The 25,701-nt window shown below is 58.7% G+C and carries 24 protein-coding genes; 5 read left to right on the forward strand and 19 right to left on the reverse strand.

What is annotated here, in order from left to right:
• Nucleotide 1: 1 nt before the first annotated feature.
• Complete coding sequence (gene hutH / locus IFT84_RS04185) at nt 2–1,537, reverse strand: histidine ammonia-lyase (protein WP_192117344.1); 1,536 nt, start codon at nt 1,535–1,537, stop codon at nt 2–4.
• A gap of 19 nt (nt 1,538–1,556) precedes the next feature.
• Nucleotides 1,557–2,801, reverse strand: a complete 1,245-nt coding sequence (hutI, locus tag IFT84_RS04190) for an imidazolonepropionase (protein ID WP_244651066.1) — start codon at nt 2,799–2,801, stop codon at nt 1,557–1,559.
• Nucleotides 2,802–2,932: 131 nt separating this feature from the next.
• On the opposite strand from hutI, the gene IFT84_RS04195 reads away from it, so the two are divergent.
• The 3 genes from IFT84_RS04195 to IFT84_RS04205 all read left to right on the forward strand — a co-directional run bounded on the left by IFT84_RS04195 (nt 2,933) and on the right by IFT84_RS04205 (nt 7,424).
• Nucleotides 2,933–4,276, forward strand: coding sequence for a formimidoylglutamate deiminase (locus IFT84_RS04195; protein WP_192117599.1), 1,344 nt, complete (start codon nt 2,933–2,935; stop codon nt 4,274–4,276).
• A gap of 43 nt (nt 4,277–4,319) precedes the next feature.
• Nucleotides 4,320–5,045, forward strand: coding sequence for a histidine utilization repressor (gene hutC / locus IFT84_RS04200; protein WP_192117600.1), 726 nt, complete (start codon nt 4,320–4,322; stop codon nt 5,043–5,045).
• A gap of 75 nt (nt 5,046–5,120) precedes the next feature.
• Nucleotides 5,121–7,424 carry an FdhF/YdeP family oxidoreductase gene (locus tag IFT84_RS04205; RefSeq protein ID WP_192117345.1) on the forward strand — a complete coding sequence of 768 codons (2,304 nt, stop codon included), beginning with the start codon at nt 5,121–5,123 and terminating at the stop codon, nt 7,422–7,424.
• Between the two features lie 54 nt (nt 7,425–7,478).
• Here the strand turns inward: IFT84_RS04205 and IFT84_RS04210 are convergent, their stop codons facing one another.
• From IFT84_RS04210 to IFT84_RS04275, 14 genes are all read right to left on the reverse strand, one after another.
• Nucleotides 7,479–8,219: an ABC transporter permease gene (locus IFT84_RS04210; protein WP_192117346.1), complete on the reverse strand. Its 741-nt coding sequence runs from the start codon at nt 8,217–8,219 to the stop codon at nt 7,479–7,481.
• On the reverse strand, nt 8,216–9,166 hold the full coding sequence (locus IFT84_RS04215; protein ID WP_192117347.1) for an ABC transporter ATP-binding protein: 951 nt from the start codon (nt 9,164–9,166) through the stop codon (nt 8,216–8,218). The genes IFT84_RS04210 and IFT84_RS04215 overlap by 4 nt, the downstream gene beginning before the upstream one ends.
• Entirely contained in the window at nt 9,163–10,323 is a 1,161-nt protein-coding gene (locus IFT84_RS04220) for an ABC transporter permease (protein WP_192117348.1), read from the reverse strand. Before IFT84_RS04220 ends, IFT84_RS04215 begins: the two co-directional genes overlap by 4 nt.
• A gap of 4 nt (nt 10,324–10,327) precedes the next feature.
• Nucleotides 10,328–11,236 (reverse strand): glycine betaine ABC transporter substrate-binding protein OsmF, encoded by a 909-nt coding sequence (gene osmF / locus IFT84_RS04225; protein ID WP_192117349.1) that lies wholly within the window; start codon nt 11,234–11,236, stop codon nt 10,328–10,330.
• Nucleotides 11,237–11,325: 89 nt separating this feature from the next.
• Entirely contained in the window at nt 11,326–12,480 is a 1,155-nt protein-coding gene (locus IFT84_RS04230; RefSeq protein WP_192117350.1) for an alpha-hydroxy acid oxidase, read from the reverse strand.
• Between the two features lie 36 nt (nt 12,481–12,516).
• A complete protein-coding gene (locus tag IFT84_RS04235; protein ID WP_192117351.1) occupies nt 12,517–13,794 on the reverse strand; it encodes an L-fuconate dehydratase in 1,278 nt (425 codons plus the stop codon).
• A gap of 39 nt (nt 13,795–13,833) precedes the next feature.
• The gene (locus tag IFT84_RS04240) at nt 13,834–14,562 is read right to left on the reverse strand and encodes an SDR family oxidoreductase (protein WP_192117352.1); all 729 of its coding nucleotides are present in this window, start codon (nt 14,560–14,562) and stop codon (nt 13,834–13,836) included.
• Nucleotides 14,559–15,017, reverse strand: a complete 459-nt coding sequence (locus IFT84_RS04245) for a MaoC/PaaZ C-terminal domain-containing protein (RefSeq protein ID WP_192117353.1) — start codon at nt 15,015–15,017, stop codon at nt 14,559–14,561. The genes IFT84_RS04240 and IFT84_RS04245 overlap by 4 nt, the downstream gene beginning before the upstream one ends.
• A 10-nt stretch (nt 15,018–15,027) precedes the next feature.
• A complete protein-coding gene (locus tag IFT84_RS04250; protein ID WP_192117354.1) occupies nt 15,028–16,101 on the reverse strand; it encodes a Gfo/Idh/MocA family protein in 1,074 nt (357 codons plus the stop codon).
• On the reverse strand, nt 16,094–16,426 hold the full coding sequence (locus IFT84_RS04255) for an L-rhamnose mutarotase (protein WP_446737563.1): 333 nt from the start codon (nt 16,424–16,426) through the stop codon (nt 16,094–16,096). The genes IFT84_RS04250 and IFT84_RS04255 overlap by 8 nt, the downstream gene beginning before the upstream one ends.
• Nucleotides 16,427–16,451: 25 nt before the next feature.
• Complete coding sequence (locus IFT84_RS04260; RefSeq protein ID WP_192117355.1) at nt 16,452–17,546, reverse strand: ABC transporter ATP-binding protein; 1,095 nt, start codon at nt 17,544–17,546, stop codon at nt 16,452–16,454.
• A gap of 5 nt (nt 17,547–17,551) precedes the next feature.
• Nucleotides 17,552–18,418, reverse strand: coding sequence for a carbohydrate ABC transporter permease (locus tag IFT84_RS04265; protein WP_192117356.1), 867 nt, complete (start codon nt 18,416–18,418; stop codon nt 17,552–17,554).
• 2 nt (nt 18,419–18,420) lie between these two features.
• A complete protein-coding gene (locus IFT84_RS04270; protein WP_192117357.1) occupies nt 18,421–19,317 on the reverse strand; it encodes a carbohydrate ABC transporter permease in 897 nt (298 codons plus the stop codon).
• Between the two features lie 65 nt (nt 19,318–19,382).
• Nucleotides 19,383–20,702: an ABC transporter substrate-binding protein gene (locus tag IFT84_RS04275; RefSeq protein ID WP_192117358.1), complete on the reverse strand. Its 1,320-nt coding sequence runs from the start codon at nt 20,700–20,702 to the stop codon at nt 19,383–19,385.
• A gap of 250 nt (nt 20,703–20,952) precedes the next feature.
• On the opposite strand from IFT84_RS04275, the gene IFT84_RS04280 reads away from it, so the two are divergent.
• Together IFT84_RS04280 and IFT84_RS04285 are read left to right on the forward strand one after the other, a co-directional pair.
• Nucleotides 20,953–21,726: an IclR family transcriptional regulator gene (locus IFT84_RS04280; protein ID WP_192117359.1), complete on the forward strand. Its 774-nt coding sequence runs from the start codon at nt 20,953–20,955 to the stop codon at nt 21,724–21,726.
• 33 nt (nt 21,727–21,759) lie between these two features.
• Nucleotides 21,760–22,596 carry an amidohydrolase family protein gene (locus IFT84_RS04285; protein WP_192117360.1) on the forward strand — a complete coding sequence of 279 codons (837 nt, stop codon included), beginning with the start codon at nt 21,760–21,762 and terminating at the stop codon, nt 22,594–22,596.
• Between the two features lie 73 nt (nt 22,597–22,669).
• Here IFT84_RS04285 and IFT84_RS04290 read toward each other — a convergent pair whose 3' ends face one another.
• The 3 genes from IFT84_RS04290 to IFT84_RS04300 form a co-directional block, all read right to left on the reverse strand.
• Entirely contained in the window at nt 22,670–23,803 is a 1,134-nt protein-coding gene (locus IFT84_RS04290) for an extracellular solute-binding protein (RefSeq protein ID WP_192117361.1), read from the reverse strand.
• Nucleotides 23,800–24,966: a CaiB/BaiF CoA transferase family protein gene (locus IFT84_RS04295; RefSeq protein ID WP_446737564.1), complete on the reverse strand. Its 1,167-nt coding sequence runs from the start codon at nt 24,964–24,966 to the stop codon at nt 23,800–23,802. Before IFT84_RS04295 ends, IFT84_RS04290 begins: the two co-directional genes overlap by 4 nt.
• Nucleotides 24,967–25,087: 121 nt before the next feature.
• Entirely contained in the window at nt 25,088–25,585 is a 498-nt protein-coding gene (locus IFT84_RS04300; RefSeq protein WP_192117363.1) for a YciE/YciF ferroxidase family protein, read from the reverse strand.
• Between the last annotated feature and the right edge of the window lie 116 nt (nt 25,586–25,701).

Here is a 25,701-nt window from a genome sequence, read left to right on the forward strand (position 1 = left end):
ATCAAGCCTCCAGTGCGGGCAGAATGCCAGCGGATACGGAGGCATTCAGCGCGCCACTGGCAACGAGATCGGTAGCCGACTTCAGATCAGGCGCCATATAACGATCCTCTTCCAGCGAAGGCACGACAGCGCGTAGCGCAGACATTGCCTTTTGCAGTTCCGGGCTGGTGGCAAGCGGGGCACGGAAATCGACACCTTGGGCCGCCGTCAGCGCTTCAATGCCGATGATGGCAAACAGGTTGTCTGTCATCTGCAACAGGCGGCGCGCGCCGTGGCAGGCCATGGACACATGGTCTTCCTGATTGGCCGATGTTGGCGTGGAGTCCACTGAAGCCGGGTGAGACATCTGCTTGTTCTCGCTCATCAGCGCGGCAGATGTCACTTCGGCAATCATCAGGCCAGAGTTGAGACCAGGTTTCTTTGCCAGAAAGGCGGGCAGGCCATAGCTAAGCGCCGGGTCCACCAGCAGCGCGATGCGGCGCTGTGCAATCGCGCCGATTTCACAAATCGCAATCGCCGTCTGGTCGGCGGCAAAGGCCACCGGCTCGGCGTGGAAATTGCCGCCGGAAACCACGGTGTTATCCGAAAGCACGAGTGGATTATCGGTCACCGCATTGGCTTCGATTTCCAGTGTACGGCCAACAGAACGCAGCAGATCAAGGCAAGCACCATCCACCTGCGGCTGGCAGCGAATGCAATAGGGGTCCTGCACGCGCTCATCGCCGTCGATATGGCTTTCGCGGATGACAGAACCGGCAAGCAGGGCGCGTAAGGCGGTGGCGGTGTCGATCTGTCCCTTATGGCCGCGCAGCGTGTGAATATCGGGATGGAACGGAGCGGACGAGCCCATCGCCGCATCCGTGGACAGCGCACCGGTAATCAACGCTGCCTGCGCGGCACGGTGGGCGCGAAACAGACCTGCCAGCGCCAGTGCGGTGGAGGCCTGCGTGCCATTGATCAGCGCCAGCCCTTCCTTTGCTGCCAGTACAACTGGCGCAAGGCCCGCTTTTGCCAAAGCGTCGCGCCCACTCATTTGCTGGCCTTCATAGAACGCCTCGCCTTCGCCCATCATGACGGCAGCCATATGGGCCAACGGAGCCAAGTCACCGGAAGCACCGACCGAACCCTTTTCGGGGATAAGCGGCGTTACGCCTTTATCCAGCATGCCCTCCAGCAGCGTGATCAGGTCCAGCCGTACGCCGGACGCCCCACGCCCTAGCGAAATCAGCTTGAGCGCCATGATCAGCCGCACGATATTATCCGGCAGCGGCGCACCCACGCCACAGCAGTGCGACAGGATGAGATTGCGCTGCAAGGTCGCGACATCATCGGCGGCAATACGAATGGAGGCAAGCTTGCCGAACCCGGTATTGATGCCGTAGACCGGCGCATCGCCATTGGCAATTTCGGCGATACGGGCGGCAGCTTTTTCGATGCCGGGATAAAATGCCGTATCCAGTTTGGAGGCTACGCCAGTCCAGTAGATGGTCTCCAGCGTGGAGAGGGGAACGGAGCCGGGGGAGAGCGTTATGGTCATGATGGGGTCTCCTCAAAAGTTATAGGCCGTGCCAGATGCGCAGGTGAAGGGGGTTGAAGCCCATGCGATAGACAAGTTCTGCGGGGCGTTCGATGTTCCAGAGGGCCAGATCAGCCCATTTGCCAGCCTCCAGCGTACCGGTTTCAGCCTGCAAACCCAGCGCCGTTGCGGCGTTGCGGGTGACACCGATCAGGCACTCCTCCACCGTCATACCAAACAGCGTGGCCCCCATGTTCATCGTTAGCAGCAGCGAGGTCAGCGGGGATGTGCCGGGGTTGCAATCAGTGGCCACGGCCATGGCAACACCTGCCTCCCGAAAAAGGTCGATTGGCGGCTTCTTCGTCTCGCGAATGAAATAATAGGCGCCGGGCAGAACAACCGCCACGGTGCCGGATGCCGCCATGGCGCGGGCACCGTCCCCATCGGTATATTCCAAATGGTCCGCCGACAGGGCACCAAACTCTGCTGCAAGTGCTGCGCCATGGAGATTGGACAACTGGTCTGCGTGAAGTTTAACGGGCAAACCGTGGCTCTTTGCCGCTTCAAACACCCGCCGCATCTCATCGGTGGAAAAGGCTATGCCTTCGCAGAAGCCGTCCACCGCATCGGCCAGACCTTGCGCGGCGATGGCTGGCAACATGGCCTGAATGACATAATCAATATAGGCGGATTTGCTTGTTGCTTCCGGTGGCAGTGCATGCGCGCCCAGAAAAGTGGTGGATACCGTTACCTTGCGTGTCTCCGCCAAACGGCGGGCAGCGCGAAGCGACTTGATTTCGTTGTCCACATCCAGTCCGTAGCCGGATTTCACCTCGACTGTCGTGACGCCTTCGGCCATCAGCGCATCGAGACGCGGCAGGCTTTGGGCGAGCAACGCATCTTCGCTGGCAGCGCGCAGCGATGACACGGACGAGACGATGCCCCCGCCAGCCAGTGCGATTTCCTCATAGGTGGCGCCGGACAGGCGCAGTTCAAACTCGTGGGCGCGGTTGCCCGCATGAACAATATGGGTGTGGCAATCAATCAGGCCCGGTGTCATCCAGCGCCCTTCACAATCTACAGTTTCGGCTTTAGCGATCAGCGCCTGCGGCAGATCGGACGCCGGACCAGCATAGGCAATACGGCCGTGCTCAACAGCCACCGCACCGTCCTCCACAATGCCGAGGCCCAGCATGCCTGCGGCCATCGTGGCAAGGCGCACATTGGTATAAATGCGGATGCGGTCCCCTCTCTGCTCCCCCATCGGCTGCAATACGCTGTCCATGGTAATTTTCCCCGCCTGCCCGTTGCTTCGCAATCGAATTCTGCTAATATGTATATACATAACAAAAGATCTGGCAAGTCAGTTTTTATCAGAGCGCATTTTTTGGAGAGGCCATCTTGAAAAGCACGGACATGAACGGCATCCACGCAAAGCAGGCACTGACGCCAGACGGCTGGCGCAGCAATGTGCGCCTGACAATCGCCAATGGACGCATCGCAACGATGCAGCCGGATTGCGCAGCCGAACCCGGCGACGAACGGCACGACACGCTTGTGCCTGCCATGCCCAACGTGCACAGCCATGCTTTTCAGCGTGGCATGGCGGGGCTGGCGGAGGTGCGCGGCGCAACCGCCGACAGCTTCTGGAGCTGGCGCACGACCATGTATCGTTTTGCCCTGTCTATGACGCCGGATCAGGTTCATGCCGTTGCTGCCCAACTCTATATGGAGATGCTGGAAAGCGGCTTTTCCCGCGTTGGAGAATTCCATTATCTGCACCATGACCATGACGGCCACGCTTATGCCGATATTGCCGAAATGGCAGTGTCCATCGATGCGGCGGCACAGGAAACCGGAATTGGCCTGACGCTGCTGCCGGTATTCTACGCACATTCCACCTTTGGGGGCGCGGCACCCGGCACGGACCAGCGACGCTTTATCAATACGCTCGACAGTTTTTCCCGCCTGATGGATCGGTGTGACGCCATCGCGGCAACGCGCCCCGGTGTGAATGTCGGCATCGCGCCGCATTCACTCCGCGCTGTCACGCCACCGCAACTGGAAGCCCTGCATGCCATGGCCAATGGCAACCCGTTCCACATTCATGTGGCCGAGCAGGTGAAAGAGGTGGAGGACTGCGTTGCGTGGTCCGGTGCACGGCCTGTGGAATGGCTTTTAAACAACACCGCCATTGACCACACATGGTGCCTGATTCACGCGACCCATATGACACTCACGGAAACCGATGGTGTTGCAAGGGCGAAAGCTGTTGCAGGCCTATGCCCCATTACCGAAGCCAATCTCGGCGACGGCACCTTCCCCGCGGAACGGTTCTTAGAAGCGGGCGGCGCTTTCGGCATCGGTTCGGATTCCAACATCCTGATCGGCATTGATGACGAATTGCGACAGCTTGAGTATTCGCAGCGCTTGCTGCACCGCGCCCGCAATGTGATTGCTCAAGCTGGCGGCTCGACCGGACGCATGTTGCTTGAGCGTGCGATGAGCGGCGGTGGCCAGAGTCTGGCCGTGGAAACCGGCTTAAGCATAGACAAGCCTGCCAGCTTTCTGTCGCTGAAACCGCGTGACGACATACCGCTGGACGGCGACCGCATTCTGGATAGCTGGCTGTTTGCCAAGGGGGCGGCACCCGATTGCGTGTGGGTGGACGGCGTAAAACAGGTGGAGGGTGGACGCCACCACGCCCGTAAGGCGATCTCCGAGCGCTTCGCGCGCACCATGCGTGATCTCGTCGGTTGAGCCCATTGCCATTAGGTTTAACGGGTTTTACACCAACATCATGATCAAAGCCACAGCCGAGCCATCGCTTCACGCCCGTATCCTTGCAGATATAGAGGGCCAGATTCTTTCGGGACACTGGCCACCGGGGCACCGCATTCCCTTTGAAGTTGATCTGGCCGCGCACTATGGCTGCTCCCGTATGACGGTGAACAAGGCGCTGACGCAGCTTGCCAAAACGGGGCTGATCGAGCGGCGGCGCAAGTCCGGCAGCTACGTAACCCAGCCTCACGCCCAATCGGCGGTGCTGGAAATTCGCGATATCCGGCAGGAGGTACAGTCTCTGGGCGTGCCTTATGCCTATGAACTGCTGGCACGAAAAAGCCACAGGGCAACGCCTGCCGATCGCAAGCGGCTGGATGTACCAGCCGATAGCCAGATTCTGGATATTGCCAGCCGTCACTTTGCTGGGGCCCTGCCTTTTTGCTTTGAGGAACGGTTGATCAACCTGACCGCTGTGCCCGACGCTGCCACGGCTGATTTTACCGATATTGCGCCAGGGCCCTGGCTGCTGGATCAGGTGCCCTGGAGTGCTGCCGAGCATACCATCCGGTCCGTTTCCGCTGATCGTGCAGTAGCGGCGGCGCTGGATTTATCCATTGGCACTGCTTGTCTGGTGGTGGAGCGGCGCACATGGAGTGGCGGAGACTATGTTACCCATGTCCGGCTGACATACCCCGGAGATCGCCACGCACTGGTGGCGCATTTTGCCCCAACACACCCGAAATAAAGTCTCGCCTTAAAAATGGGGAACAATCCTTCGCCTGTATGCTTAACCGCATTCACACTTCGAAGGATCGCTCTCATGACAAGCCTGCAAACGCGTCCCGTCAAGATCACGCATTACGATGGACCAGCCGGTGGCTGGGGGTCGCTGAAATCCGTCAGTCGGGCGTTGTTTCAGCAAGGCGTTATCCTCAGTGGACCGGGCGTTTTGTTACGCCAGAACAAACCCAAGGGGTTTTCCTGCGTCAGCTGCGCCTGGGTCAAGCCCTCCAAGCCGAAGGTGGCGGAGTTTTGCGAGAACGGCGCGAAAGCAACCTTCTGGGAACTGACTCCGAAGCGCACCACTCCGGATTTCTTCCGCGATCACACGGTGACCGACCTTAAGTCCTGGACGGACTTCGATCTCGAAAACCATGGTCGCCTGACCCATCCGCTACGCTACGATTCCGCAACCGACAAACATGTACCGGTTGCCTGGGAAGAGGCGTTTCGTGCCATTGGTCTGCAACTGGCCCGTATTCGGCAGTATGATCCCAAAACGGCGATCTTCTACGCCTCCGGTCGCGCCTCGCTGGAAACTTCCTATGCCTATGCGCTCTTTGCCCGGATGTATGGCAACAACAACCTGCCCGATAGTTCCAACATGTGCCACGAAAGCACATCCATTGGCTTGAAAGAAAGCATTGGCTCGGCGGTCGGCACGGTCAAGTTCGAGGACTTCAAGGAAACGGACTGTCTGTTCTTCTTCGGGCAGAATCCGGGCTCCAACAGCCCGCGTATGCTGCACGAATTGCAGGAAGCGGCCAAGCGTGGCGCGCCGATCGTCGTGTTCAATCCCCTGCGCGAGCGGGGTCTTGAGCGCTTTACAAACCCACAAAGCCCCGTGGAAATGCTGACGGGTGCAGAAACCCGGTTGGAATCGCAATATTTGCAGGTGCGGGCCGGGGGCGATATCGCCGCCATGAAAGCCATGTGCAAATATTTGGTGGAAGAAGACGACCGTGCGAAGGTGGCAGGTGGAGAACCGCTTCTGGACCACGCCTTCATTGCCGAGCACACCGATGGTTTTGACGAATTTGCAGATGCTGTCCGCCATGCCTCGTGGGACGAACTGGAGCGCGAAAGCGGGCTGGAGCGCGCCGATCTGGAAACGGCGGCCCGCACCTACGCGGCCTGCAAGAAGGTTATTCTCGTCTATGGCATGGGGTTGACCCAGCATAAGTTCGGGGTCGAGAACGTGCAGATGCTGGTGAACCTGGCCCTGCTGCGCGGCAATATCGGCAAGCCCGGCGCGGGCATCTGTCCCGTGCGCGGCCACTCCAACGTACAGGGCCAGCGCACCGTAGGAATAGCTGACGACCCGAAACTTGTGCCACTCGACAAGCTGGCCGAACAATATGGCTTCGTACCACCACGGGAAAAGGGCCTGAATACGGTGGAGAGCTGCGAGGCCATTCTGGCTGGTCGTATCCATGCTTTTATTAGTCTGGGTGGCAACTTTTTGCGTGCTGTGCCGGATAGTCCCCGGGTCGAGGAGGCGTGGAAAGAACTGTCTCTTACTGTTCATATCGCTACGAAACTCAACCGCAGCCATCTGATCACCGGTGGAGATACCTATGTGCTGCCCTGTCTCGGACGGCTGGAAATCGACCGGCAAGCCAGCGGCCCGCAGACCGTAACGATCGAAGACACAACGACAAAAATTCACCGCTCCCGGGGTCGCCGCCGTCCAGCCAGCCATCATCTTCTCTCGGAGATGAAGATCGTGGCCGAAATTGCCAAGGCAACGCTTCCCCCCAATCCCCATCTGAACTGGGACGAGTGGGTGGCCGATTATGCGACCGTGCGCGAAGCAATCGAGAAAACTTATCCGGAGCAATTTGGCGACTATAACCGGCGCAAGGATATGCCCGGCGGCTTTCTGCGCCCCGTTCCCGCGCGCGAGCGCAAGTGGGAGACGGAGAGCGGCAAGGCGCATTTCAAGACGTTCGATGAGATCAATGCCAGCTTTGATACGGGCCGTGACCCGAGCGTGGTGCGCCTGATCACCATGCGCAGCAATGACCAGTTCAACACGACGATTTACGGCTACAATGATCGCTTTCGCGGTGTTGAGGGCACCCGCATGGTTATCTTCATGAACGAGGAAGATATTGCGCGCTTCAACCTCGACCATGATCGCAACGTAACGCTGACTGCGGTGACGGAGGATAATATCGAACGCACCTTTTCCGGGCTGCAAATCATTCCCTACAACATTCCGCGCGGCTGCGTGGGTGCTTATTATCCGGAATGCAACGGCCTGATTCCGCTTGCCCAGCACGCGCGCAAAAGCAAGGTGCCTGCGGCAAAGTCGGTTCCGGTACGGTTATCTCAGAGCTAGAGTTTTGACGCATTGTCCAGACGTAAAAGCGATTCCGCTTTTACTGGAAATGCTCTAGGCACCCATGCGCCGGGCCATCAACCGCTCCAAAGCTGATAGGCTGTCGTAAATCAGCACGGCCAGCACGGCGACGATCAAGCCGCCTTGCAGCACAAACGCCAGATTGTTGGACAAAAGCCCGGCAATGATCACCTCGCCCAGCGTTTTTGCCGCTACCGTGGAGCCGATGGTAGCCGTGGCGAGGCTGATGACCATGGACAGCCGGATACCGCCGAGGATGACCGGAAACGCCAAGGGCAGTTCCACCTTCAACAAACGCTGCCAGCCGGTCATGCCTGCGCCCCGTGCTGCCTCAATGACGGACGGTTGCAGTGTCGTCAGCCCTGTCAGCGTATTCTCGAAGATTGGCAGCAGGCCGTAAAGAAACAGCGCAATCAGCGTTGGTTTTTCGCCAAAGCCAACGGCAGGCACGGCGAGCGCCAGCACTGCGACCGGCGGGAACGTCTGACCGATATTCACCAGACTGCGTGACAGGGCTAAGAACTCCGCGCCGAATTTCCGCGTGACCAGAATGGCGAGTGTAACGCCAAGAACAGTTGCCGCGACCGTGGCGATCAGCACAATCTGGAGGTGCGAAAGCGTGAGCGACAGCAGGCTGCCCTGATTGTAGATTGCCGGTGCGTTGTTCTGGGTCAGTGGTTTGAGCAGCGGTGCAAACCAATAGGGCTGCAAAAGGAAGGCAAGCAGCAGACCGAAGACGATAATGCGCAGCCCTAACGACCACCACAGTTTCATGCCGGGTGCCCTGAGCTATGTCCCGCTCGGGCCGTTAACCCTTCCAGCGTGATGCGTCCCAGAACACGCCCGTCCGCAGCCGTAACCGGCAAAGCCTGCCTGCCGGACCAGAGCAGTTCAGCCAAGGCGTCGCGCTGGTTCATGGAGGCGGCAATGGCTAACCCATTGGCGCTTCCCGGCTCCACCGCATCACCGACTTTCGCCAGCGACATCAGGCGGAAAGGCCGGTCGCTGGTGCCAATCAAAGTGGCGACAAAATCCGTGGCGGGCTTTGTCAAAATCTCGGACGGCGGCGCGAACTGAACCACGCAGCCCTTGTCCATGACTGCAATCATGTCCGCCAGCCGGATCGCCTCTTCCATATCATGGGTGACGAGCAGAATGGTGGTGCCGAAATGCTTCTGGATTGCCTTCAGATCATCCTGCGCCTTGGCGCGAATGATCGGATCGAGTGCGCCAAACGGCTCGTCCATCAGCAGCACATTGGGTTCGGCAGCCAGCGCCCGCGCCACGCCGACACGTTGCTGCTGCCCGCCAGACAGTTCATGCGGAAAACGCGGAGCGAACGCTGCGGGGTCCAGTTGAAACAGAGTCAGCAATTCATTGACACGGGCCGTGATCCGGGCTTTGCTCCAGCCAAGAAGAGATGGCACCGTCGCGATATTCTGCCCTACCGTGCGATGGGGAAACAAGCCGTGGCCCTGAATGGCGTAGCCGATACGGCGGCGCAGTTCATAGCCGGGCAAGGACCGGTTGTCCTCGCCGTCCAGCTTGATTGTGCCGGAGGTGGGCTCTACCAGCCGGTTGATCATGCGCAAAAGCGTGGTTTTGCCAGAACCGGAGGTGCCGACGATCACGGTGATGGTGCGCGGCTGGATGGTCAGCGTAACATCGCGCACCACCTCAACGCCGTCGTAGGATTTGCAGAGGGTGTCGATCTCGATCATGCCTGCATCCTCACCTTGTCTATGATGGCATCCAGTAGCACCGCCGCCGCAAAGGCCATGGCAACTGTCGGCACGGCCCCCAGTAGCACCAGATCCATGGCCGTTTGCCCCACGCCCTGAAACACGAACACGCCAAGCCCGCCGCCACCAATGAGAGCGGCAATGGTGGCAAGCCCGATATTTTGCACCAGCACAATGCGGATGCCGGTCAGGATGACCGGAAACGCCAGTGGCAGTTCGATTTTCGTCAGCCGTTGCCACAGCGTCATGCCTACGCCGCGCGCGGCATCCACCGCCGCCTGTGGCACACCCGCGAGCCCTGTTACCGTATTGGCAACAACCGGCAGCAGCGAGTACAGAAACAGGGCAACAAAGGCCGGTGCCGCGCCAATGCCTGCAATTCCCACTGCTGACGCGCCGGGAACATGGGTTGCAATCCATCCGAGCGGCGCAATCAACAGGCCAAACAGCGCAATCGACGGAATGGTTTGAATTATGTTGAGGCTGTTGAGAACCGCAGCGCGTAGCGGGCGAATGCGATGACAGAGCAGCCCCAAGGGAAGGCCGATGACCGTCGCGGCAGCCAGTGAACCGAGCGCCAGCGTAACATGCGTCCCCACCTCCCGCCAGAAGCTGGCAGCGCGTGTGGAATATTCTTTCAGAATGGAAAGACCATCCCAACTGCCGGATTTCAGCAGTGCCGCTATGCCAAGTGCGGTCACAAGCAGCGCCAGTATGCGAACGCCGGGCGGCGGTTGCAGCCGGGTCAGCGCGTCTGTCGCCATCAGCGCGAAGGCAAACAGAAGCAGCCAGAACCCGGAGGCTGGCGCAACCCGCGCATAGCTGTTTCCTTCTGGCGTTAAATGCTGAGCCGCCAGACCAATGGCAAGACAGAGCGCGACGATTGCGACAACACTGGCCACCAGACGCGCAATAACGCTGGTTTTCACCAGCGCCAGAAGAGCGATTGCGATCAGCAATGCCAATACCAGCCCATTCACCGGAGTAGCGACAGCATTGAGAAGGCCCACGGGATCACCGGGCACGATACGATTGGCCCGGAACGTTGCGAACGGAGAGATCAACAGCGCATAAGCTGCCAGCGCCGTTATCACGACGCCGAGCTTATCCACCCGCACTCCCCTGCCCGCTGGCATAAACCTATTTCAGGAAGCCATTCTTTTTCAGGAAATCATCAGCAACGGCCTTGGCAGCTTCGCCACCCACCTGAACCCGGCCATTCAGATCCTGCAAGGTTACCAGATCAAGCTTCTCGAAGACGGGCTTCAGAAGTTCGGCGATCTTCGGATTATCCTTCAACACCGCTTCACGGATGATCGGCGCTGGCTGGTAGACAGGCTGCACGCCCTTGTCATCGGTCAGCACCACGAGGCCGGAGGGTGCAATCCCGCCATCGGTGCCATAGACCATCGCCGCGTTTGCGCCGTTGGTCTGGTTTGCAGCCGCTGCAATCGTCGCTGCCGTATCACCGCCCGAAAGGGTGATAAGCTGATCCGGTTTCAGCGTAAAGGCATAGGTAGTCTGGAACGCAGGCAGTGCCGCCGCAGAGTTGACGAATTCGGATGATGCCGCCAGCTTGGCCTCGCCGCCATCGGCGACATATTTGCCAAACTCGGTCAGGGTCGAGAGCTTGTTCTTGTCCGCCACATCCTTGCGTAACGCAATGGCCCAGGTGTTGTTGGCTGGCGATGGCGTCAGCCAGACGATCTTGTTGGCATCATAATCAAGCTTCTTGGCCTGCTCATAAGCCTGCTCGGCATTCTTCCACGCGGGATCTTCAGCTTTTTCAAAGAAGAAAGCCGCATTGCCAGTATATTCCGGGTAGATATCAATTTCGCCGGCGGTAATCGCCTGTCGCACGATGGGTGTGGCCCCCAACTGGATGCGGTCCTTCGTTGCAATGCCATTGGCATTCAGCACGGACAGAATGATATTGCCGAGAACGCCACCTTCGGTGTCGATCTTGGAGGAAACCACGACGTCTGCCCATGCAGTGCCCGCAAACAGCGTGGCCGCAAGTGCTGCACTTAAAAATCTCTTGGAAGCCATGACATTATCCCCTCGCGCAAAATCTAGCTGTGTACTGGGAAACTAAGTGCCTTGGATCATTCGTCAACTTCAGAAAGATCGAATCTTGCTCAAAAAATTTCGTTGGGCTTGTCCACCAGCAAATCCGGTCCTGCCTCGCTGATGGTACGCTTGCCGCACAGCGCCAGCGTCACGTCCATTTCGCGGCGAATGATATCCAGCACCTTGGTCACGCCTGCCTTGCCGCCCGCGCCCAGACCGTACAGGAACGGACGACCGATATAGGTGCCCTTGGCACCGAGGCACACTGCTTTTAGCACGTCCTGACCGGAGCGAATGCCCCCGTCGAAATGCACTTCTATGCGATCTCCCACCGCATCCACGATACGCGGCAGCATGGCGATGGAGGACATGGCGCCATCCAGCTGGCGGCCACCATGGTTGGAAACGATAATGGCATCCGCGCCGGTCTCCGCTGCCATTTTCGCATCCTCAGGATCCAGAATGCCTTTCAGAATCAAGGGCCCGCCCCAGCGCTCCTTGATCCACGCCACATCCTCCCATGACAGTTTGGGGTCGAATTGCTCCGCCGTCCAGGATGATAGAGACGACAGGTCGGACACGCCCTTGGCATGGCCGACGATATTGCCGAAGGAGCGGCGCTTGGTTTGCAGCATGTCCAGGCACCATTGCGGCCGGGTCGCCATCTGCCAGATGTGCTTGGGCGTAAACTTCGGTGGCGCGGACAGGCCGTTGCGCAGATCCTTGTGGCGCTGTCCCAGAATCTGCAAGTCGAGCGTCAGCACCAACGCCGAGCATTTGGCGGCCTTGGCCCTGTCAATGAGATTGAAGACAAAATCGCGGTCTTTCATCACATAGAGCTGAAACCAGAACGGCTTTTTCGTCACCGACGCCACGTCCTCAATCGAGCAAATGCTCATGGTGGACAGCGTGAAGGGAACGCCTGCTTCTTCCGCCGCCTGCGCTGCCAGCATTTCTCCATCGGCATGTTGCATCCCTGTCAGGCCTGTCGGGGAGAGGGCGACTGGCATGGATACCGGCTGGCCGATCATGGTCGTTGCCAACGACCGATCGGTCATATCCACCAGCACGCGCTGGCGCAGCTTGATTCTGGAAAAATCCGCCTCATTGGCCCGGTATGTGCCTTCGGTCCACGCACCGGAATCAGCATAATCGAAAAACATTTTCGGCACGCGACGGCGCGCCACATCTTTCAAATCATGAATAGTCAGCGCATTTTTCATGGACGATCCCCACTGTGGTAGGCTCTTTTATCAGGTTTATTGCGCCTGAAAAGTGTATTGCGCAATCGATTCCGGCTTCATCTCGATGGAAAATCCGGGGGCCTGCGGTGGCATATAGGCGGCGTCGCGAATGATGCAGGGCTCCAGAAAATGCTCGTGCAGATGATCGACATATTCGATCACGCGGCCGTCCTTGGTGCCGGACACGGCGATATAGTCGATCATCGACAGGTGCTGCACATATTCGCACAGACCCACGCCGCCCGCATGGGGCCAGACCGGCAGATTGTACTTGGCCGCCACCAGCAACACGGCCAGTACCTCGTTCAGCCCGCCCATGCGGCAACTGTCGATCTGCACGATATCAATGGCACCTTCGGCAATGAACTGCTTGAACATGATGCGGTTCTGGCACATTTCCCCGGTGGCAACCTTGACCGTTCCAATTGCTTCGCGAATCTTGCGATGGCCCGCAATATCATCGGGGCTTGTCGGCTCCTCGATGAAAAAGGGCTTGGCGAAGGCCAGCTTGTTGACCCATTCAATGGCCTGATTCACCTCCCAGACCTGATTGGCGTCGATCATCAGATAGCGATCCGGGCCGATGACCTCGCGGGCGATGGTCAGGCGACGAATGTCGTCTTCCAGATCACGGCCCACTTTCATTTTCACGTGGTTGAAGCCCTCATCGATGGCTTCCTGACACAAACGCCGCAGCTTTTCATCGCCATAGCCAAGCCAACCGGCAGAGGTGGTGTAGCAGGCATAGCCTTCGCGGTTCAGGGTTGCCACGCGCTCTGCCTTACCCGGCTCTGCCCGTTTGAGAATGGCGATGGCCTCGTCGCGGGTGAGCACGTCGGTCATGTAGCGATAGTCGACGATATCGGCGATCTGCTCCGGCGTCATATCGGCCACCAGTTGCCAGACGGGCTTACCCGCCTGCTTGGCCAACAGGTCCCAGACGGCGTTGACCACGGCACCAGTCGCCAGATGAATGGCGCCTTTTTCCGGGCCGATCCAGCGCAGCTGGCTATCACTCGTCAGGTGCCGCCAGAACCGGCCGGGATTATCGAGGATCGATTCCAGTTCCTCGCCCACCACCAGATGACGCATGGCATGGATGGCCATGCAGCAAATGTCGTTGCCGCGCCCGATGGTGAAGGTTAATCCATGGCCGGACAGACCGGCATCGGTGTCCAGAATGACGTAGGCCGCCGAATAATCCGGGTCCGGATTCATCGCATCGGAGCCATCAAGGCTGAGCGAGGTGGGAAAGCGAAGATCGAAGACGCGGAGATCGGTAATGCGGGTCATGACAGCCTCGTTGGCAGGAATTCAGTGCAATTTGAAACTTCAAATGGTCCAGCCGCCGTCGATGGCGTAGGCTTGACCCGACGTGTAGGTGGCACCGGCAAGATACACGGCGAGATCGGCAATCTCCTCCGGCGTGCCGAGACGGCCCATGGGCTGGCGGGCGATGAACGCGGCGCGCGCTGTTTCATAGTCGCCTTGAGCGCGCATACGTCCTTCCAGTGAGGGGCTTTCCACCGTGCCGGGGCAGATGGCGTTGCAACGAATGCCCTGCGCCACATAATCGGCAGCAACCGCCTTGGTGAGGCCGACAACGGCAGCCTTGGTTACCCCATAGGCAAAGCGGTTGGGCACGCCCTTAACGCTGCCCGCAACCGAGGCCATGTTGATGATGGATCCATTGCCCTTTTCCAGCATCCCCGGCAGAACGGCACGGATGGTGCGCACCATGGCGCGGACGTTGAGATTGAAAGCAAAATCGAGGTCCTCGTCCTTCATGTCCAGGATCGAGCCGGGATGAACGATCCCCGCACAATTGAAGAGCACATCCACATGGCCGATGTCGGATACGACAGCGGCTACGGCCGCATCGTCTAGGACGTTCAGTGTGTGCGTAGAGATCCGCTCATGCACCAGTTCGGCCAGCGCATCGGCATTGATGTCGGTTGCGTACACTGTTGCGCCTGCGGCGGCGAATGCCAAAGCGCTTGCCCGGCCAATGCCTTGGCCCGCAGCGGTGATCAGAACTGTTTTGCCGGAAAGATCGGTCATGTGTTACCCTCTGGGTTGCGCTCAACAATCAGAATATGGTCGGCGGCCAGCACCACTTCGTCTCGCTGGTTCAGCACTTCACAGCGCTCCACCACGCGGCCACAATTGGCACGTTTGGGGTCGTCCTGCTTGTCACCGATGGTAATGCGCGTGCGGATCGTATCGCCGATAAACACAGGTTTGACGAAGCGCAGCCGGTCATACCCATAGGAAAACGCAACCGGATTGATAAGGCCAGCCGTCAATCCCACGCCGATGGAAAACACCATCGTGCCATGGGCCACACGCTGGCCGAACGGCGTCGTCTTTGCAAATTCCGCATCCATATGGTGCGGGAAAAAATCGCCGGTGTGCCCGGCGTGAACGACAAAATCCGTTTCCGTGATGGTGCGCCCGGTCGTCAGCCGCACATCGCCCGTTCTGTAATCTTCGAAATAGATGGTTTGTTCTGCCAAATGAATATCCTCACTTGTGTGCGAGTGGTGTGGCAGGCGCAGCCGATGAGGCATAGGCTGCCTCTACCAGCGCCATGGTGTGCCATGCGTCTTCCACGGAACTGACCAGCACGCGGTCCTCACCGCTGGCAAAGCGCTGCACATTGGCCATGCGCGATGCGAAGGCATCCGGGAACCATGCGCCGGTCAGCGGCACCGGTACCCAATCGCTGCCGCCCTTGGGGAAAATTTCCAGAATATCCGGCTCGCCGCGCGGGTAATCCAGATTCACACCCAGCTTGAGATAGGCAGCCCCCTCGGTGCCGCAAATGCGGAATTCGCAGGCCTGATATTTCCGCCCGAAACGGTGATCGTGGTTGACCGACAGCGCGCAGCGCACCGTTTCCCCATAGTCCAGAATGGCGGAGGTGCGGGTTTGCGCCATGCTATGGGCGGGGTGGCCCAGCGTCTTGGCATGGACGCCAAGCGGGTTGCCCAGAAGATCACGAATAAAGTCCAGATAATGAATGGAGTGCATGGCAATTTCGATGCGCGGCAACCCGTTCAGAAACGGCCAGAGCGACCACGGCGTATCCAGTGCCAGCCACGCATCAAAGTCAACGACCTCGCCCAGCCATCCCTGATCGACGGCATCCTTCAACGCCAGCATCATGGGTGCAAAGCGAAGCTGGAAGTTGACCGCCGTGTGCAGAGAGCGGGCCCGGCAGAGATCAAGGATGTCCGTTGCCTCGCCGAGATTGCTGCCCATCGGCTTCTGGATCAGCGCGAATGCCCCGTCCGGCAGTTGCTCTAGCACGCCCGCATGGCGCGATGGCGGCGTGGCCAGATCGAAGATCGCACCCTCAACGGCCACAGCCTCTTCTACCGATGCAAAGGCCCGCACACCCCACGTCTGTGCCAGCTTTTTAGCTTTCGCATGATCAGGATCATACAGACCGGCGACGGGAAATCCGGCTTTTTGGTAGGCCGGGAAATGCGCGTCACCGACAATGCTGCCTGCGCCAAAGACGACGATGGGGCGCGGCGCGGCAGGCTTTTCCCAATGCTGGCGCAAGGCAGCGGGGTCAAACAGGGCATCAGTCATGGTGAAACACCTCTTCCATCATCGCCCACCATTCCCCATCTGCGCGGCTGTCGAGCGGTGTTTGACAGGGCATGCACACTGACCACCATTCCTGATTTTTCTGGTCTGCCGCCATTTTTGCCATGTCAGCCTGAAAATCGGTGCCGTGATACTCCCACGTGCCGAACAACAGATTTTCCGGCTCACGTAGAAAAATCGTGTAGTTGCGAATGTTGCAGGCGGAGATCAGGGCCAGCACCTCGGGCCACACGGCAGCGTGCAGCGCCTTGTACTGCGCAATCGTCTCCGGCTTTACACCGATCAACATTCCCATTCTTCGGCCCATTCTCTGGCCCATCCTCTGCATAGGCCTACCTCAGACTGACGCCGGTGGCCGCATCGAACAGATGGGCCTGCGACAGGTCAAAGCTCATCTCAACCGTTTCCCCGGTTTTGAGCGGACGCGGGTTCAGCATGCGCGATACCCAGTCGCGACCCGTGAAGGTGATGAACACCAGCGTTTCATTGCCGAGCGGCTCGGTAATCACGACCGGAAGCGCCATGGCGTGAACCGCCGAGGCATCGCCGGAGTGCAGTCCGTGACCAGTCGGATAGACATCATCCGGGCGAATACCGAACGTAACCTTCTGCCCCGTGGTCACTTTTTCCAGAAACCGTGGTGGTACGGGCAGACTTTGCCCGCCAGCAAACATCAGGCGGCCATTGTCCACCACAGCATCCTCCAGATTCATGGGCGGCGAGCCGATAAAGCCGGCAACGAACTTGCTTGCAGGACGCTGGAACACTTCCTCCGGCGTGCCGATCTGCTCGATGTAACCATCCCGCATGATGACGATACGGTCAGACAGCGTCATGGCCTCCACCTGATCATGCGTCACATAGATCATGGTGGATTTAACCTTGGCGTGCAGGCGCTTGATTTCGGTGCGCACCTGCGTGCGAAGCTTGGCATCCAGATTGGACAGTGGCTCATCGAACAGAAACACATCCGGGTTGCGCACGATCGCGCGACCCATCGCTACGCGCTGGCGCTGCCCGCCCGACAGTTGCGACGGACGGCGCTCCAACAGGGGGCCAAGGTCCAGAATGGCTGCGGCCTCAACCACCCGTTTGCGGATTTCGTCGGCGCTCTGGCCTGCAATCTTCAGCGAGAAGCCCATGTTTTCCGCAACCGTCATATGCGGGTAAAGGGCGTAGGATTGAAACACCATGGAAATGTTGCGCGCGCGCGGCGGCAGGTCGTTCACCACCCGGTCGCCGATTTCAATCTCGCCGCCGCTGATGTCCTCCAAACCGGCAATCATGCGCAGCGTGGTGGATTTTCCGCAGCCGGAGGGACCAACAAGCGCGATGAACTCGCGGTCCTTCACCTCAAGATCAATACCATGCACCACTTCCAGCGCACCGTACCGCTTGACGAGTTTTCTCAATGTAACGGGAGCCATGCGAATTACCCTTTCACCGCGCCGAAGGTGAGACCGGAAACGAGGTGCTTTTGAATGATGAAGGTGAGTGTGAGCGCCGGAACGATCATCACCACGGCCAGCGCGCACATGCCGCGCCAGTCGATGGTGAATTCGGCGGTGTAATCGAGAAGCCCGACCGGCAGTGTCTTGGAGTTGACCGAGCGCGTAATCTGCGAAGCCAGCGCATACTCGTTCCACGAGGTGAGAAAGGCAAAAATGCCAGCCGACGCAATACCTGGGCCCGCCAGCGGAAACTCCACCTGCCAGAACGCCTGCCAGCGGGTGCAACCATCGATCTGCGCCGCTTCCGCCAGGTCCTTCGGCACCTGCCGGAAGAAACCGTCAATCAGCCAGATCGTAAACGGCACGTTGAGCGCCACATAGGTGAGAATCATGGAGAAATGCGTGTCGATAATGCCGGTGCGCGCATAGATCATAAACAGCGGCAGCGACAGGGCAATGCCGGGCACCGCGCGGGTCAGCATGAAGCCCAAAAAGATGGCCGATTTGCCCTTGAAGCGATAGCGTGCAAACGCATACCCGCCGGACATGCCGATCATCAGCGCGATCACTGTGGAGGTGATCGAGATGATCAATGAATTGCGGAAATAATCCCAGACCGGAATGCCGCCCTGCCCTACACCGGAGAACATGGCGCGGTAGGCATCCAGAGACAGGCTCTCCGGCACCCAGACCGGAGGCTTGGCCATGATTTCCACCGTTGGCCTGAGCGAGGACAGCACGATCCAGAACCCGGGCAGGCAAATGATGGCCATGGCGATGAACAGACCGATGACATGGCCGACTTTCAGCAGGCGGCGGCGAAGACGGTGAGAGGTGACACTGCTCATGATTACCACTCCGCGCCGATTTGTTGCCGTGCTGCCGCCAATTTTCGGAAGAAATAGACGGTGAAGAGAATGGAGAGAAGAATGGCGATATAGGCCATGGCGTTGGCCAGCCCCATGCGCGCATCGCTGTAGGCGGTGCGGCCAATCAGGGTCCACAACAGCTCCGTGCGCTTGGCCGGTCCGCCATCGGTCATGATCTTCACGATATCATAGGCGCGGGCCACGTCCAGCGACCGGATAGTCATGGCGATATAGGCAAACGGCATGAGATAGGGCCATGTCACATAGCGAAACGTCTGCCACGGGGTGCAACCATCCACATGGGCGGCTTCCACCGGGTCTTTCGGCATGGCCAGCAGGCCGGCCAGAATAAGAATGGCAAAGACCGATGTGGACGACCAGATCTCCGCGACAATGATGGAAAAAAGCGCCAGATTGCCATCGATCAACCACGGAATGGCGCGGTCGGTAATGCCCAGGGATTGCAGGGCATTGTTGACGAAGCCGACATTGTCATTGAACATGAACTTGAACTGGAAACCCACCAGCACCGGCGAAAACATCATGGGAAACAGCATCAGCGTACGCAGCACACGCTGGCCCATGGTTGCCTTGTTGACGAGCATGGCAAGGCCAAGTCCCAGCAGCATTTCGGCATTGAGCGCAATGGTCAACAGCAGGACGGTGCGCCCGAACGCAATCCAGAAATCAACGCTGGTCAGTGCTGTGATGTAGTTGCGAAAGCCTACGAACAGCCACAGCGTATCCGGCTTTGTCAGGCGAAAGGGCGTAAAGCTTGAATAAAAGGAAAACAGAAGCGGCAGTACGATGACTGCGGCAAGCACCACGATTGCCGGAAGAAGAAGCAAGGTCGGTGCTGACAGTTTAAAATTCTTCATCTCATGCCCTGAAACTTGAAAATGCAACGGGCGGCTTGTCACCGCCCGTCATGATGTTTCGCGGCTTACAGTTTGCCGGAGTCCTGAAGTACGGTCGTGGCCTTTTCAGCCGCTTCGTCCAGCGCTTCCTTGGATGTCTTGTCTCCCAGAATGGCAGCCTGAAGTTCCGGGTAAACGCTGTTGGAAATCTCGATCCACTCTGCCAATGGCGGCACAGGGAACGCGTTTTTGGCAGCTTCCTGGAAGGCGTTCAGCACTTCGGTCTTGTAGGCGTCGCCCTTGGCGGCATTGATGTTGTATTCCCACACCGCGCTGCGGGTCGGCAGCGGACCGGCTTCCGATTCCAGCTTCTGGCTGTCTTCGTTCGTCAGGAACCAGACCAGCGAGGCAGCGGCCTCCTTGTTGGCGCAGGCTTGCGTCACTGAGAACCCATGATGACCGGACCAGCCCGTGCGCTTGCCACTGGAACCGGCAGGCTGAACCTTGACGCCGACATTGCCAGCAACCTTGGACGATTTCGGATCGTTAAAGAAGGTTGCCCAGCCCGGCCAGTCGAGATTGAGTGCGACGGAACCCGACGCAAAGCCTTGGCCCAGATCATCCCACAGATAGTTTGTGGTGCCCGCCGGTACGGCCTTGTCCTTGTAGAGCTTTACGAACCAGTCGAGCGCGCGCACACCGGCCTCGGAATTGAACGCAGGCTTGCCCTCGGCATCGATATACTCGCCACCCTCGGCCACCAGCATTTCATAGAAGCGACCGTTGATGGCCTCTTCCTTGCCGGCAAACTGGGTGCCGTAAAAATTGGGAGGCGCCGCAAAGAATTCTGCCTGATCCGTCACCTGCGCCCAGGTATCGGGCGGCGTCAGGTCGTACCCATATTTTTCCTTGAACGCGGCCTTCTTGGCCTCGTCCGTATAGAGGCTCTTCTGGTAGTAGAGCGCCGATACGTCGAATTGCGCACGCGGCAGCATCACCAGCTTACCATCCAGCGTGGAGGCCTTGATGACCGACGGCACGAACGCAGCCAGTTCCGTCTCAGGGATAAGCGGTTTCAGATCGGTGTAAATATCCGGATATTGCGGCGCGAACGACGAATGGTTGGAGCCAACGCACCATTTCGTGCCACCGGATGCGATGTCCGACTTGATTTCCTTGTCCAGTTCGAAGTGATTCTTCTTGGACAGGATATTGACCTTTGCACCCGTCAATTTTTCCCATTCGGGAATACGCTCATAGAGCTTTTCATACTGCTGCCCGCCGATCAGCTTGGCATCGATGGTGACGCCCTCGAACTTGCCGGGCAGTTCGGCAGCAAAAACAGATAGCGGCGACAGCGCCACCACAATGACGCCAGCGGCAACGCTGGAAAGCAATCTCAACATGATTTTCCTCCCGTTGGTCTCGAGTTTCCCAAGACTTGATCGAACACTCTCCCGAAGCATCCGCTTTACATCAACCCTCACATATGAGAGCTTCATTCATATACAAACACCATAAGCCCTGGGTGTCAAGCATCACGCTTTCGCTCTGAAGGATATTTTCGTATATGAAAATTGGTTGTTAGAGCGCCCGGCCTCCAAAAGGTCGCGCTGAATATTGAGTCAACGCATCGGCGTGAAGGAGAGTACAGGCTTGAACGAGGAAGACGATCGCTATCGCGCACCGGCGCTGGACAAGGGGCTGGATATACTGGAGCTTCTGGCCGGTATCGATGGCGGGCTGACACAGGCCGAAATTGCCAAGCAACTGGGCCGCACCCCCAACGAATTTTACCGGATGCTGGACCGGCTGGTGCGGCGTGGCTATGTGACGCGTCTGGACGGGGACCGCTACTCGCTGACGCTGAAACTGTTTGGTCTGGCGCAGTTGCATGCGCCCACCCGCAGGCTGGCCTCCTATGCTACGCCGCTGATGCGAGATCTGGCTCAGGCGACCAAACAGGCCAACCAGCTCTGCGTGTTTGACCGTGGCTCGGTGGTGGTCATCGCGCAGCAGGAGGCACCGGATTACTGGGGCATTTCCATCCGCGTCGGCTCCCATATCAGCCTGTTCAACACCGGTTCCGGCCATGTGCTGCTGGCTTTCCGCTCCGAGCAGGAGCGCAACATGATGATTGCCGAGAATCGCCGTATCGCGGGCGAAGGCGATGCGCCGCCGGAACTCCTGTCACGCCTCGACCAAATCCGCGCACGCGGCTATGAGGTGATGATGAGTGCACAGACGGCGGGTGTGCAGAACCTGTCAGCCCCGATTCTGGGACCGGACGGGCGCGCCATTGCGGCCTTGACCTGCCCTTTCATCAGCCTCGTCAACCGGCCGGATGCGCCCGCCATGGAGCAGGCTGCTCTGCTCGTGGTGGAAACCGCCGAAGCCCTGTCAAAGCTTGCCGGCTCCAATCTGGTCTGATTTCATAGACTTAATTTCTTGGGGAGGAGACCCATGTTCATCGATACGCACCTGCATCTGATCGACCGTAAACACCTTCGCTATCCGTGGCTGGCGGGTGAAACAGTACTGAATGCTGATTTTCTCTACGCCGACTACGCCCTGCAGGCCAGACGCGTGGGCATCGAGGCGACGCTGCACATGGAAGTGGACGTGGCCCCCTCGCAGATGGAGGCCGAATCCCGGATGATTCAGTCGCTGGCGGGTGAGCCCGGCAGTCTGATTCGGGGAGCGATTGCCGCCTGTCGGCCTGAGGATGACAGTTTCCCCAGCTATCTGGAGCGGCAGGAAGGTAATCCGTTCATCAAGGGATTTCGCCGTGTCCTGCATGTCATGCCGGACGCGCTTCTGGATAACCAGACCGTGCACAGCAATATGCGCCGCCTGAATGGAAGCCGGCTGACGTTCGATCTCTGCGTTGTGCCCCGTCAATTGGAGAAGGCCGCAAAGCTGGTCGATCTGGCCCCGGACACCACATTCATTCTCGACCACTGTGGCGTGCCCGCCATTGCGTCCGGTGAGGCGACTGTGTGGCGTCAGCAGATAACCGAGATGGCCACTCGCCCCAATGTCATGGCGAAAATTTCCGGCATCGTGGCCTATGCCGATGCGGCAAGCTGGGACGTGGAGACGCTGCGCCCCTATGTGGAGCACGTTGCCCAGACCTTCGGCTTCGATCGTCTTGTCTGGGGCAGCGACTGGCCGGTCTGCACACTCGGCGGCGGCCTGTCCACATGGGTTGCCGCCACCCACGCCCTGTTTGCCGGATGCAGTGCGCAGGAGCGCGAGAAGGTTTACAGCGCCAATGCCAGACGGATCTGGGGCCTTTGACGCTGTCCGCACAGAAGGTTTGTTTCACGCATTGTCCTGCGCAAAACCGCTACGGACTTTTGCTGGAAATGCGTTAGCCAGCAAAGCTTTCATGATACAGGCTATTCAGGTCACGTATGACGCCTTGCGCGTCCTCGTTTCCCTTCAGACCTGCGTTCAAGCGGTCCGATGCCGCCTGTTGAAAGTCCATATAGCCATCGTGCCGCGGGCGGAGCCATGCCGATTCCAGCGTGGCACGTGTGGCGCGGTAGAAATCGCCGGATGCGGCGTTGAGCGTGTCATCTTCCCACGCTTGCGCATGGCCTGCCTGCCCGTTGGAATGGCCATACAAGCCTTTTTGCACCTCACCGCTTGCTATCCAATAGGCGAATTTGACTGCCTCTGCCACGTTGGTGCCAAAGGCAGACACTGCAATGCCTGTTCCGCCAAGGGCAGATCCGATGGACCTCAAGCTTCCCGCAGCCGGGATATCGCTGAAGGCAAGGACATTCTTGCGAAAGCCGGGCTGGGCATAGTTGATGTACCCGTAAGCCAGCGGAACACAGGCGTAAGCGTTGTCGCCTTCCGCCAGCACTTCAAACGCGGCAATCGGGTCCATGTCGTAACAGGCCGGATCAACCAGTCGGGCTACATCGGCAAGCAGAGTGTAGACGCGCGTACCGTCCTCAACGCTTATGAGATCGCCCTCTGGCTGATTGTTGCAGGCAACGCCGATGTTGCCAGCCAGCGTGAAAAAGCTCATCAGCGAGTGGGGCGGACGCAGCGGCAGGAGTATCCTGCCTGCCTGCGCAAGTGCCTTGATCTCATCCCACGTCCGGGGGGCGGTCACCAGGCGGTCTGGACGGGTTGCCTGCACCTGTGTTGCAGCATCGATGGGGAAGGCCCATTGATGCCCCTGGTAAAAGTAGCTGGGAAAGGACTGACCGACACTGCCTGCCGCAAGCGCGTCCAGTTCAGTCTCCCGACCTGCGCCATCCAGCGGATGCAGGCAACCTTCCTTGGTGATCTGCCCCACATGCGGATGGTCGATCACGATCAGGTCGTAGGCCCGCGCCAGTTCCTCCACGGGGAAACTTTCAAAGTCCTGCAGAGAGCGTTTGTCCCACTCGACAGTAATGCCGGTTTCCGCCTGCCAGCGCGCCGAGCACGCGACCAGCGGATCGTAGCCACGCGGATGGCTCCACGTCATGCCTTTCAATGTGATCATAGACCGAATTCCTTACGGATGGCAGCGCTGTGTTCGCCGATGCGCGGTGCGGCACGCTGGCTGAGCGGACGAACACCGTTGATGCGCAGAGGGGAGCGCGTTGTGGTGATGGACACAGCGTCGTCACGCGTGACCGTTTGCAGCATGTCGAGCACCTCAAATCCTTCGCTGGATAAGAGTTGATCCCAGTTCAGCACAGCCGAACACCAAATATCGGCCGGTTCCAGCACCGACAGCCAGTGCGCGGTGGTTTGTGTCGAGATCCGTTCGGCGATGATGCGCTTAATATCATCCCGGCTGGTGAACCAAGAGGCCGGACGCGTTGCATAGTCCGTCAGCTCTTCAAGTTCCAGCAGACCAGCCAGTTTGGAAATCGGCGTCATGGCAATCGCCAGATAGCTGTCGCTGGTCGCATACACGCCGTAAGGCGCGGACAGATAAGCGTGGGCGCTGCGAAAGTCCGAGCGCTTGGGCAAACGCCGCCCATCGTTCAAATACGTGGTCAGGACTTCAAACTGGAAATCCACCAGCGATTCCAGAAGGCTGGTTTCCACATGGCTGCCTTCACCGGAAATGCCGCGCCGGACCAAAGCCGCCAGAATGCCCTGCACAACTGCAGCACCGGCCAGCATGTCGCCCACGGCCAGCCCGAACGGCACCGGGCCCTGATGCTCATCACCGTTCAGCCACATCAAACCCGCACGAGCCTGGGCAAGCAGGTCCTGTCCCGGGCGTTTAACCCATGGTCCCTCCTCGCCGTAGCCGCTGATACCGGCGTAAACGACTTGTCGATTGATGGCCTTGACCGCTTCGTAATCCAACCCGAGCCGCTGGATGACACCGGGGCGAAAATTCTGGATGACCACATCGGCCTTGGCGATCAGTGTTTTCAACGCTGCCATATCAGCAGGGTTCTTCATATCGATCGAAAGGCTTTCCTTGCCGCGATTGATCGCGTGAAAAATCGTGGAATCACCGCCGATTTCGGTATCGCTGAGATACAGCCGCCGGGAAAGGTCGCCACCATCCGGTCGCTCTATCTTGATAACCCGCGCACCGAGATCCATCAGCCGCAGGGATGCATAGGGGCCAGATAAAAACTGGCTCATATCCAGTACCAGCAGCCCCTCCAAAGGCCCTGCCACAGGCGATGTTTGCACCATGTCCATATTCCTCCAAATATTCTTATTTGAAGGAGTATTTTATATATGGGTCTTTTTCAAGAAAAAACCCCGCAAACCATAGGGATTTGCAGGGTCGGTTTTCAGGCAAACGGCGAAACGATTATGCAGCTTGCTGCGCAGCGGCGTTAACGGCCGATTCTGCGAGCTGCGACAGCGCCTCGTCGGTGGCTGATTCTTCGCTGAGCGTTTCTTCCAGCAACTTGGCAATGTCGTCGTGGCCAAGTTCCGTCGCCCAGGTCTTCAATGTGCCGTAACGGGTAATTTCGTAATGTTCCACGGCCTGTGCAGCAGCCAGCAGACCGGCATCGAGCGCTGGCGAATCTTTGAAATCATCCATGATTTCCTCGCCTTCCTCCAGAATGCCTTCAATGGCAGCACAGGTTTTTCCAACGGCACGCTTGCCGAACAGTTCAAAACACTGCTGAAGACGCTCGATCTGCCCTTCGGTTTCTTCCTTGTGCTTCTCGAAAGCGGCTTTCAACTCTGGCGATTGTGCAGCCCGCTGCATTTTCGGCAGGGCTTTTACAATTTTGCGCTCGGCATAATAAATGTCCTTGAGCGTTTCGTAGAACAGGTCGTTCAATGTCTTGGTCGCCATGTCATCTCTCCTGATCAGATGTACTCTTAATGTCGCATTATCCGGACGTGAAAGCAGTCTGCCTTCACTGGACGCGATAAGACTCCCATAACCCGAGCGGCCAGGATTGGTTCCGA

Origin of the sequence: Rhizobium sp. CFBP 8762 (assembly GCF_014841565.1) — a bacterium.
In the GTDB taxonomy this organism is placed as follows: domain Bacteria; phylum Pseudomonadota; class Alphaproteobacteria; order Rhizobiales; family Rhizobiaceae; genus CFBP-8762.

Coding starts and splice junctions, on each gene's coding strand:
- IFT84_RS04260 (WP_192117355.1), bottom strand. CDS start 17,546: ATGGCTCCCGTTACATTGAGAAAACTCGTCAAGCGGTACGGTGCGCTG.
- IFT84_RS04300 (WP_192117363.1), bottom strand. CDS start 25,585: ATGGCGACCAAGACATTGAACGACCTGTTCTACGAAACGCTCAAGGAC.
- IFT84_RS04230 (WP_192117350.1), bottom strand. CDS start 12,480: ATGAAAAATGCGCTGACTATTCATGATTTGAAAGATGTGGCGCGCCGT.
- IFT84_RS04285 (WP_192117360.1), top strand. CDS start 21,760: ATGTTCATCGATACGCACCTGCATCTGATCGACCGTAAACACCTTCGC.
- IFT84_RS04235 (WP_192117351.1), bottom strand. CDS start 13,794: ATGACCCGCATTACCGATCTCCGCGTCTTCGATCTTCGCTTTCCCACC.
- IFT84_RS04240 (WP_192117352.1), bottom strand. CDS start 14,562: ATGACCGATCTTTCCGGCAAAACAGTTCTGATCACCGCTGCGGGCCAA.
- IFT84_RS04205 (WP_192117345.1), top strand. CDS start 5,121: ATGACAAGCCTGCAAACGCGTCCCGTCAAGATCACGCATTACGATGGA.
- IFT84_RS04255 (WP_446737563.1), bottom strand. CDS start 16,426: ATGGGCCGAAGAATGGGAATGTTGATCGGTGTAAAGCCGGAGACGATT.
- IFT84_RS04210 (WP_192117346.1), bottom strand. CDS start 8,219: ATGAAACTGTGGTGGTCGTTAGGGCTGCGCATTATCGTCTTCGGTCTG.
- IFT84_RS04290 (WP_192117361.1), bottom strand. CDS start 23,803: ATGATCACATTGAAAGGCATGACGTGGAGCCATCCGCGTGGCTACGAT.
- IFT84_RS04220 (WP_192117348.1), bottom strand. CDS start 10,323: ATGCCAGCGGGCAGGGGAGTGCGGGTGGATAAGCTCGGCGTCGTGATA.
- IFT84_RS04270 (WP_192117357.1), bottom strand. CDS start 19,317: ATGAAGAATTTTAAACTGTCAGCACCGACCTTGCTTCTTCTTCCGGCA.
- IFT84_RS04250 (WP_192117354.1), bottom strand. CDS start 16,101: ATGACTGATGCCCTGTTTGACCCCGCTGCCTTGCGCCAGCATTGGGAA.
- IFT84_RS04265 (WP_192117356.1), bottom strand. CDS start 18,418: ATGAGCAGTGTCACCTCTCACCGTCTTCGCCGCCGCCTGCTGAAAGTC.
- IFT84_RS04295 (WP_446737564.1), bottom strand. CDS start 24,966: ATGGTGCAAACATCGCCTGTGGCAGGGCCTTTGGAGGGGCTGCTGGTA.
- IFT84_RS04195 (WP_192117599.1), top strand. CDS start 2,933: ATGAACGGCATCCACGCAAAGCAGGCACTGACGCCAGACGGCTGGCGC.
- hutI (WP_244651066.1), bottom strand. CDS start 2,801: ATGGACAGCGTATTGCAGCCGATGGGGGAGCAGAGAGGGGACCGCATC.
- IFT84_RS04275 (WP_192117358.1), bottom strand. CDS start 20,702: ATGTTGAGATTGCTTTCCAGCGTTGCCGCTGGCGTCATTGTGGTGGCG.
- osmF (WP_192117349.1), bottom strand. CDS start 11,236: ATGGCTTCCAAGAGATTTTTAAGTGCAGCACTTGCGGCCACGCTGTTT.
- hutH (WP_192117344.1), bottom strand. CDS start 1,537: ATGACCATAACGCTCTCCCCCGGCTCCGTTCCCCTCTCCACGCTGGAG.
- IFT84_RS04215 (WP_192117347.1), bottom strand. CDS start 9,166: ATGATCGAGATCGACACCCTCTGCAAATCCTACGACGGCGTTGAGGTG.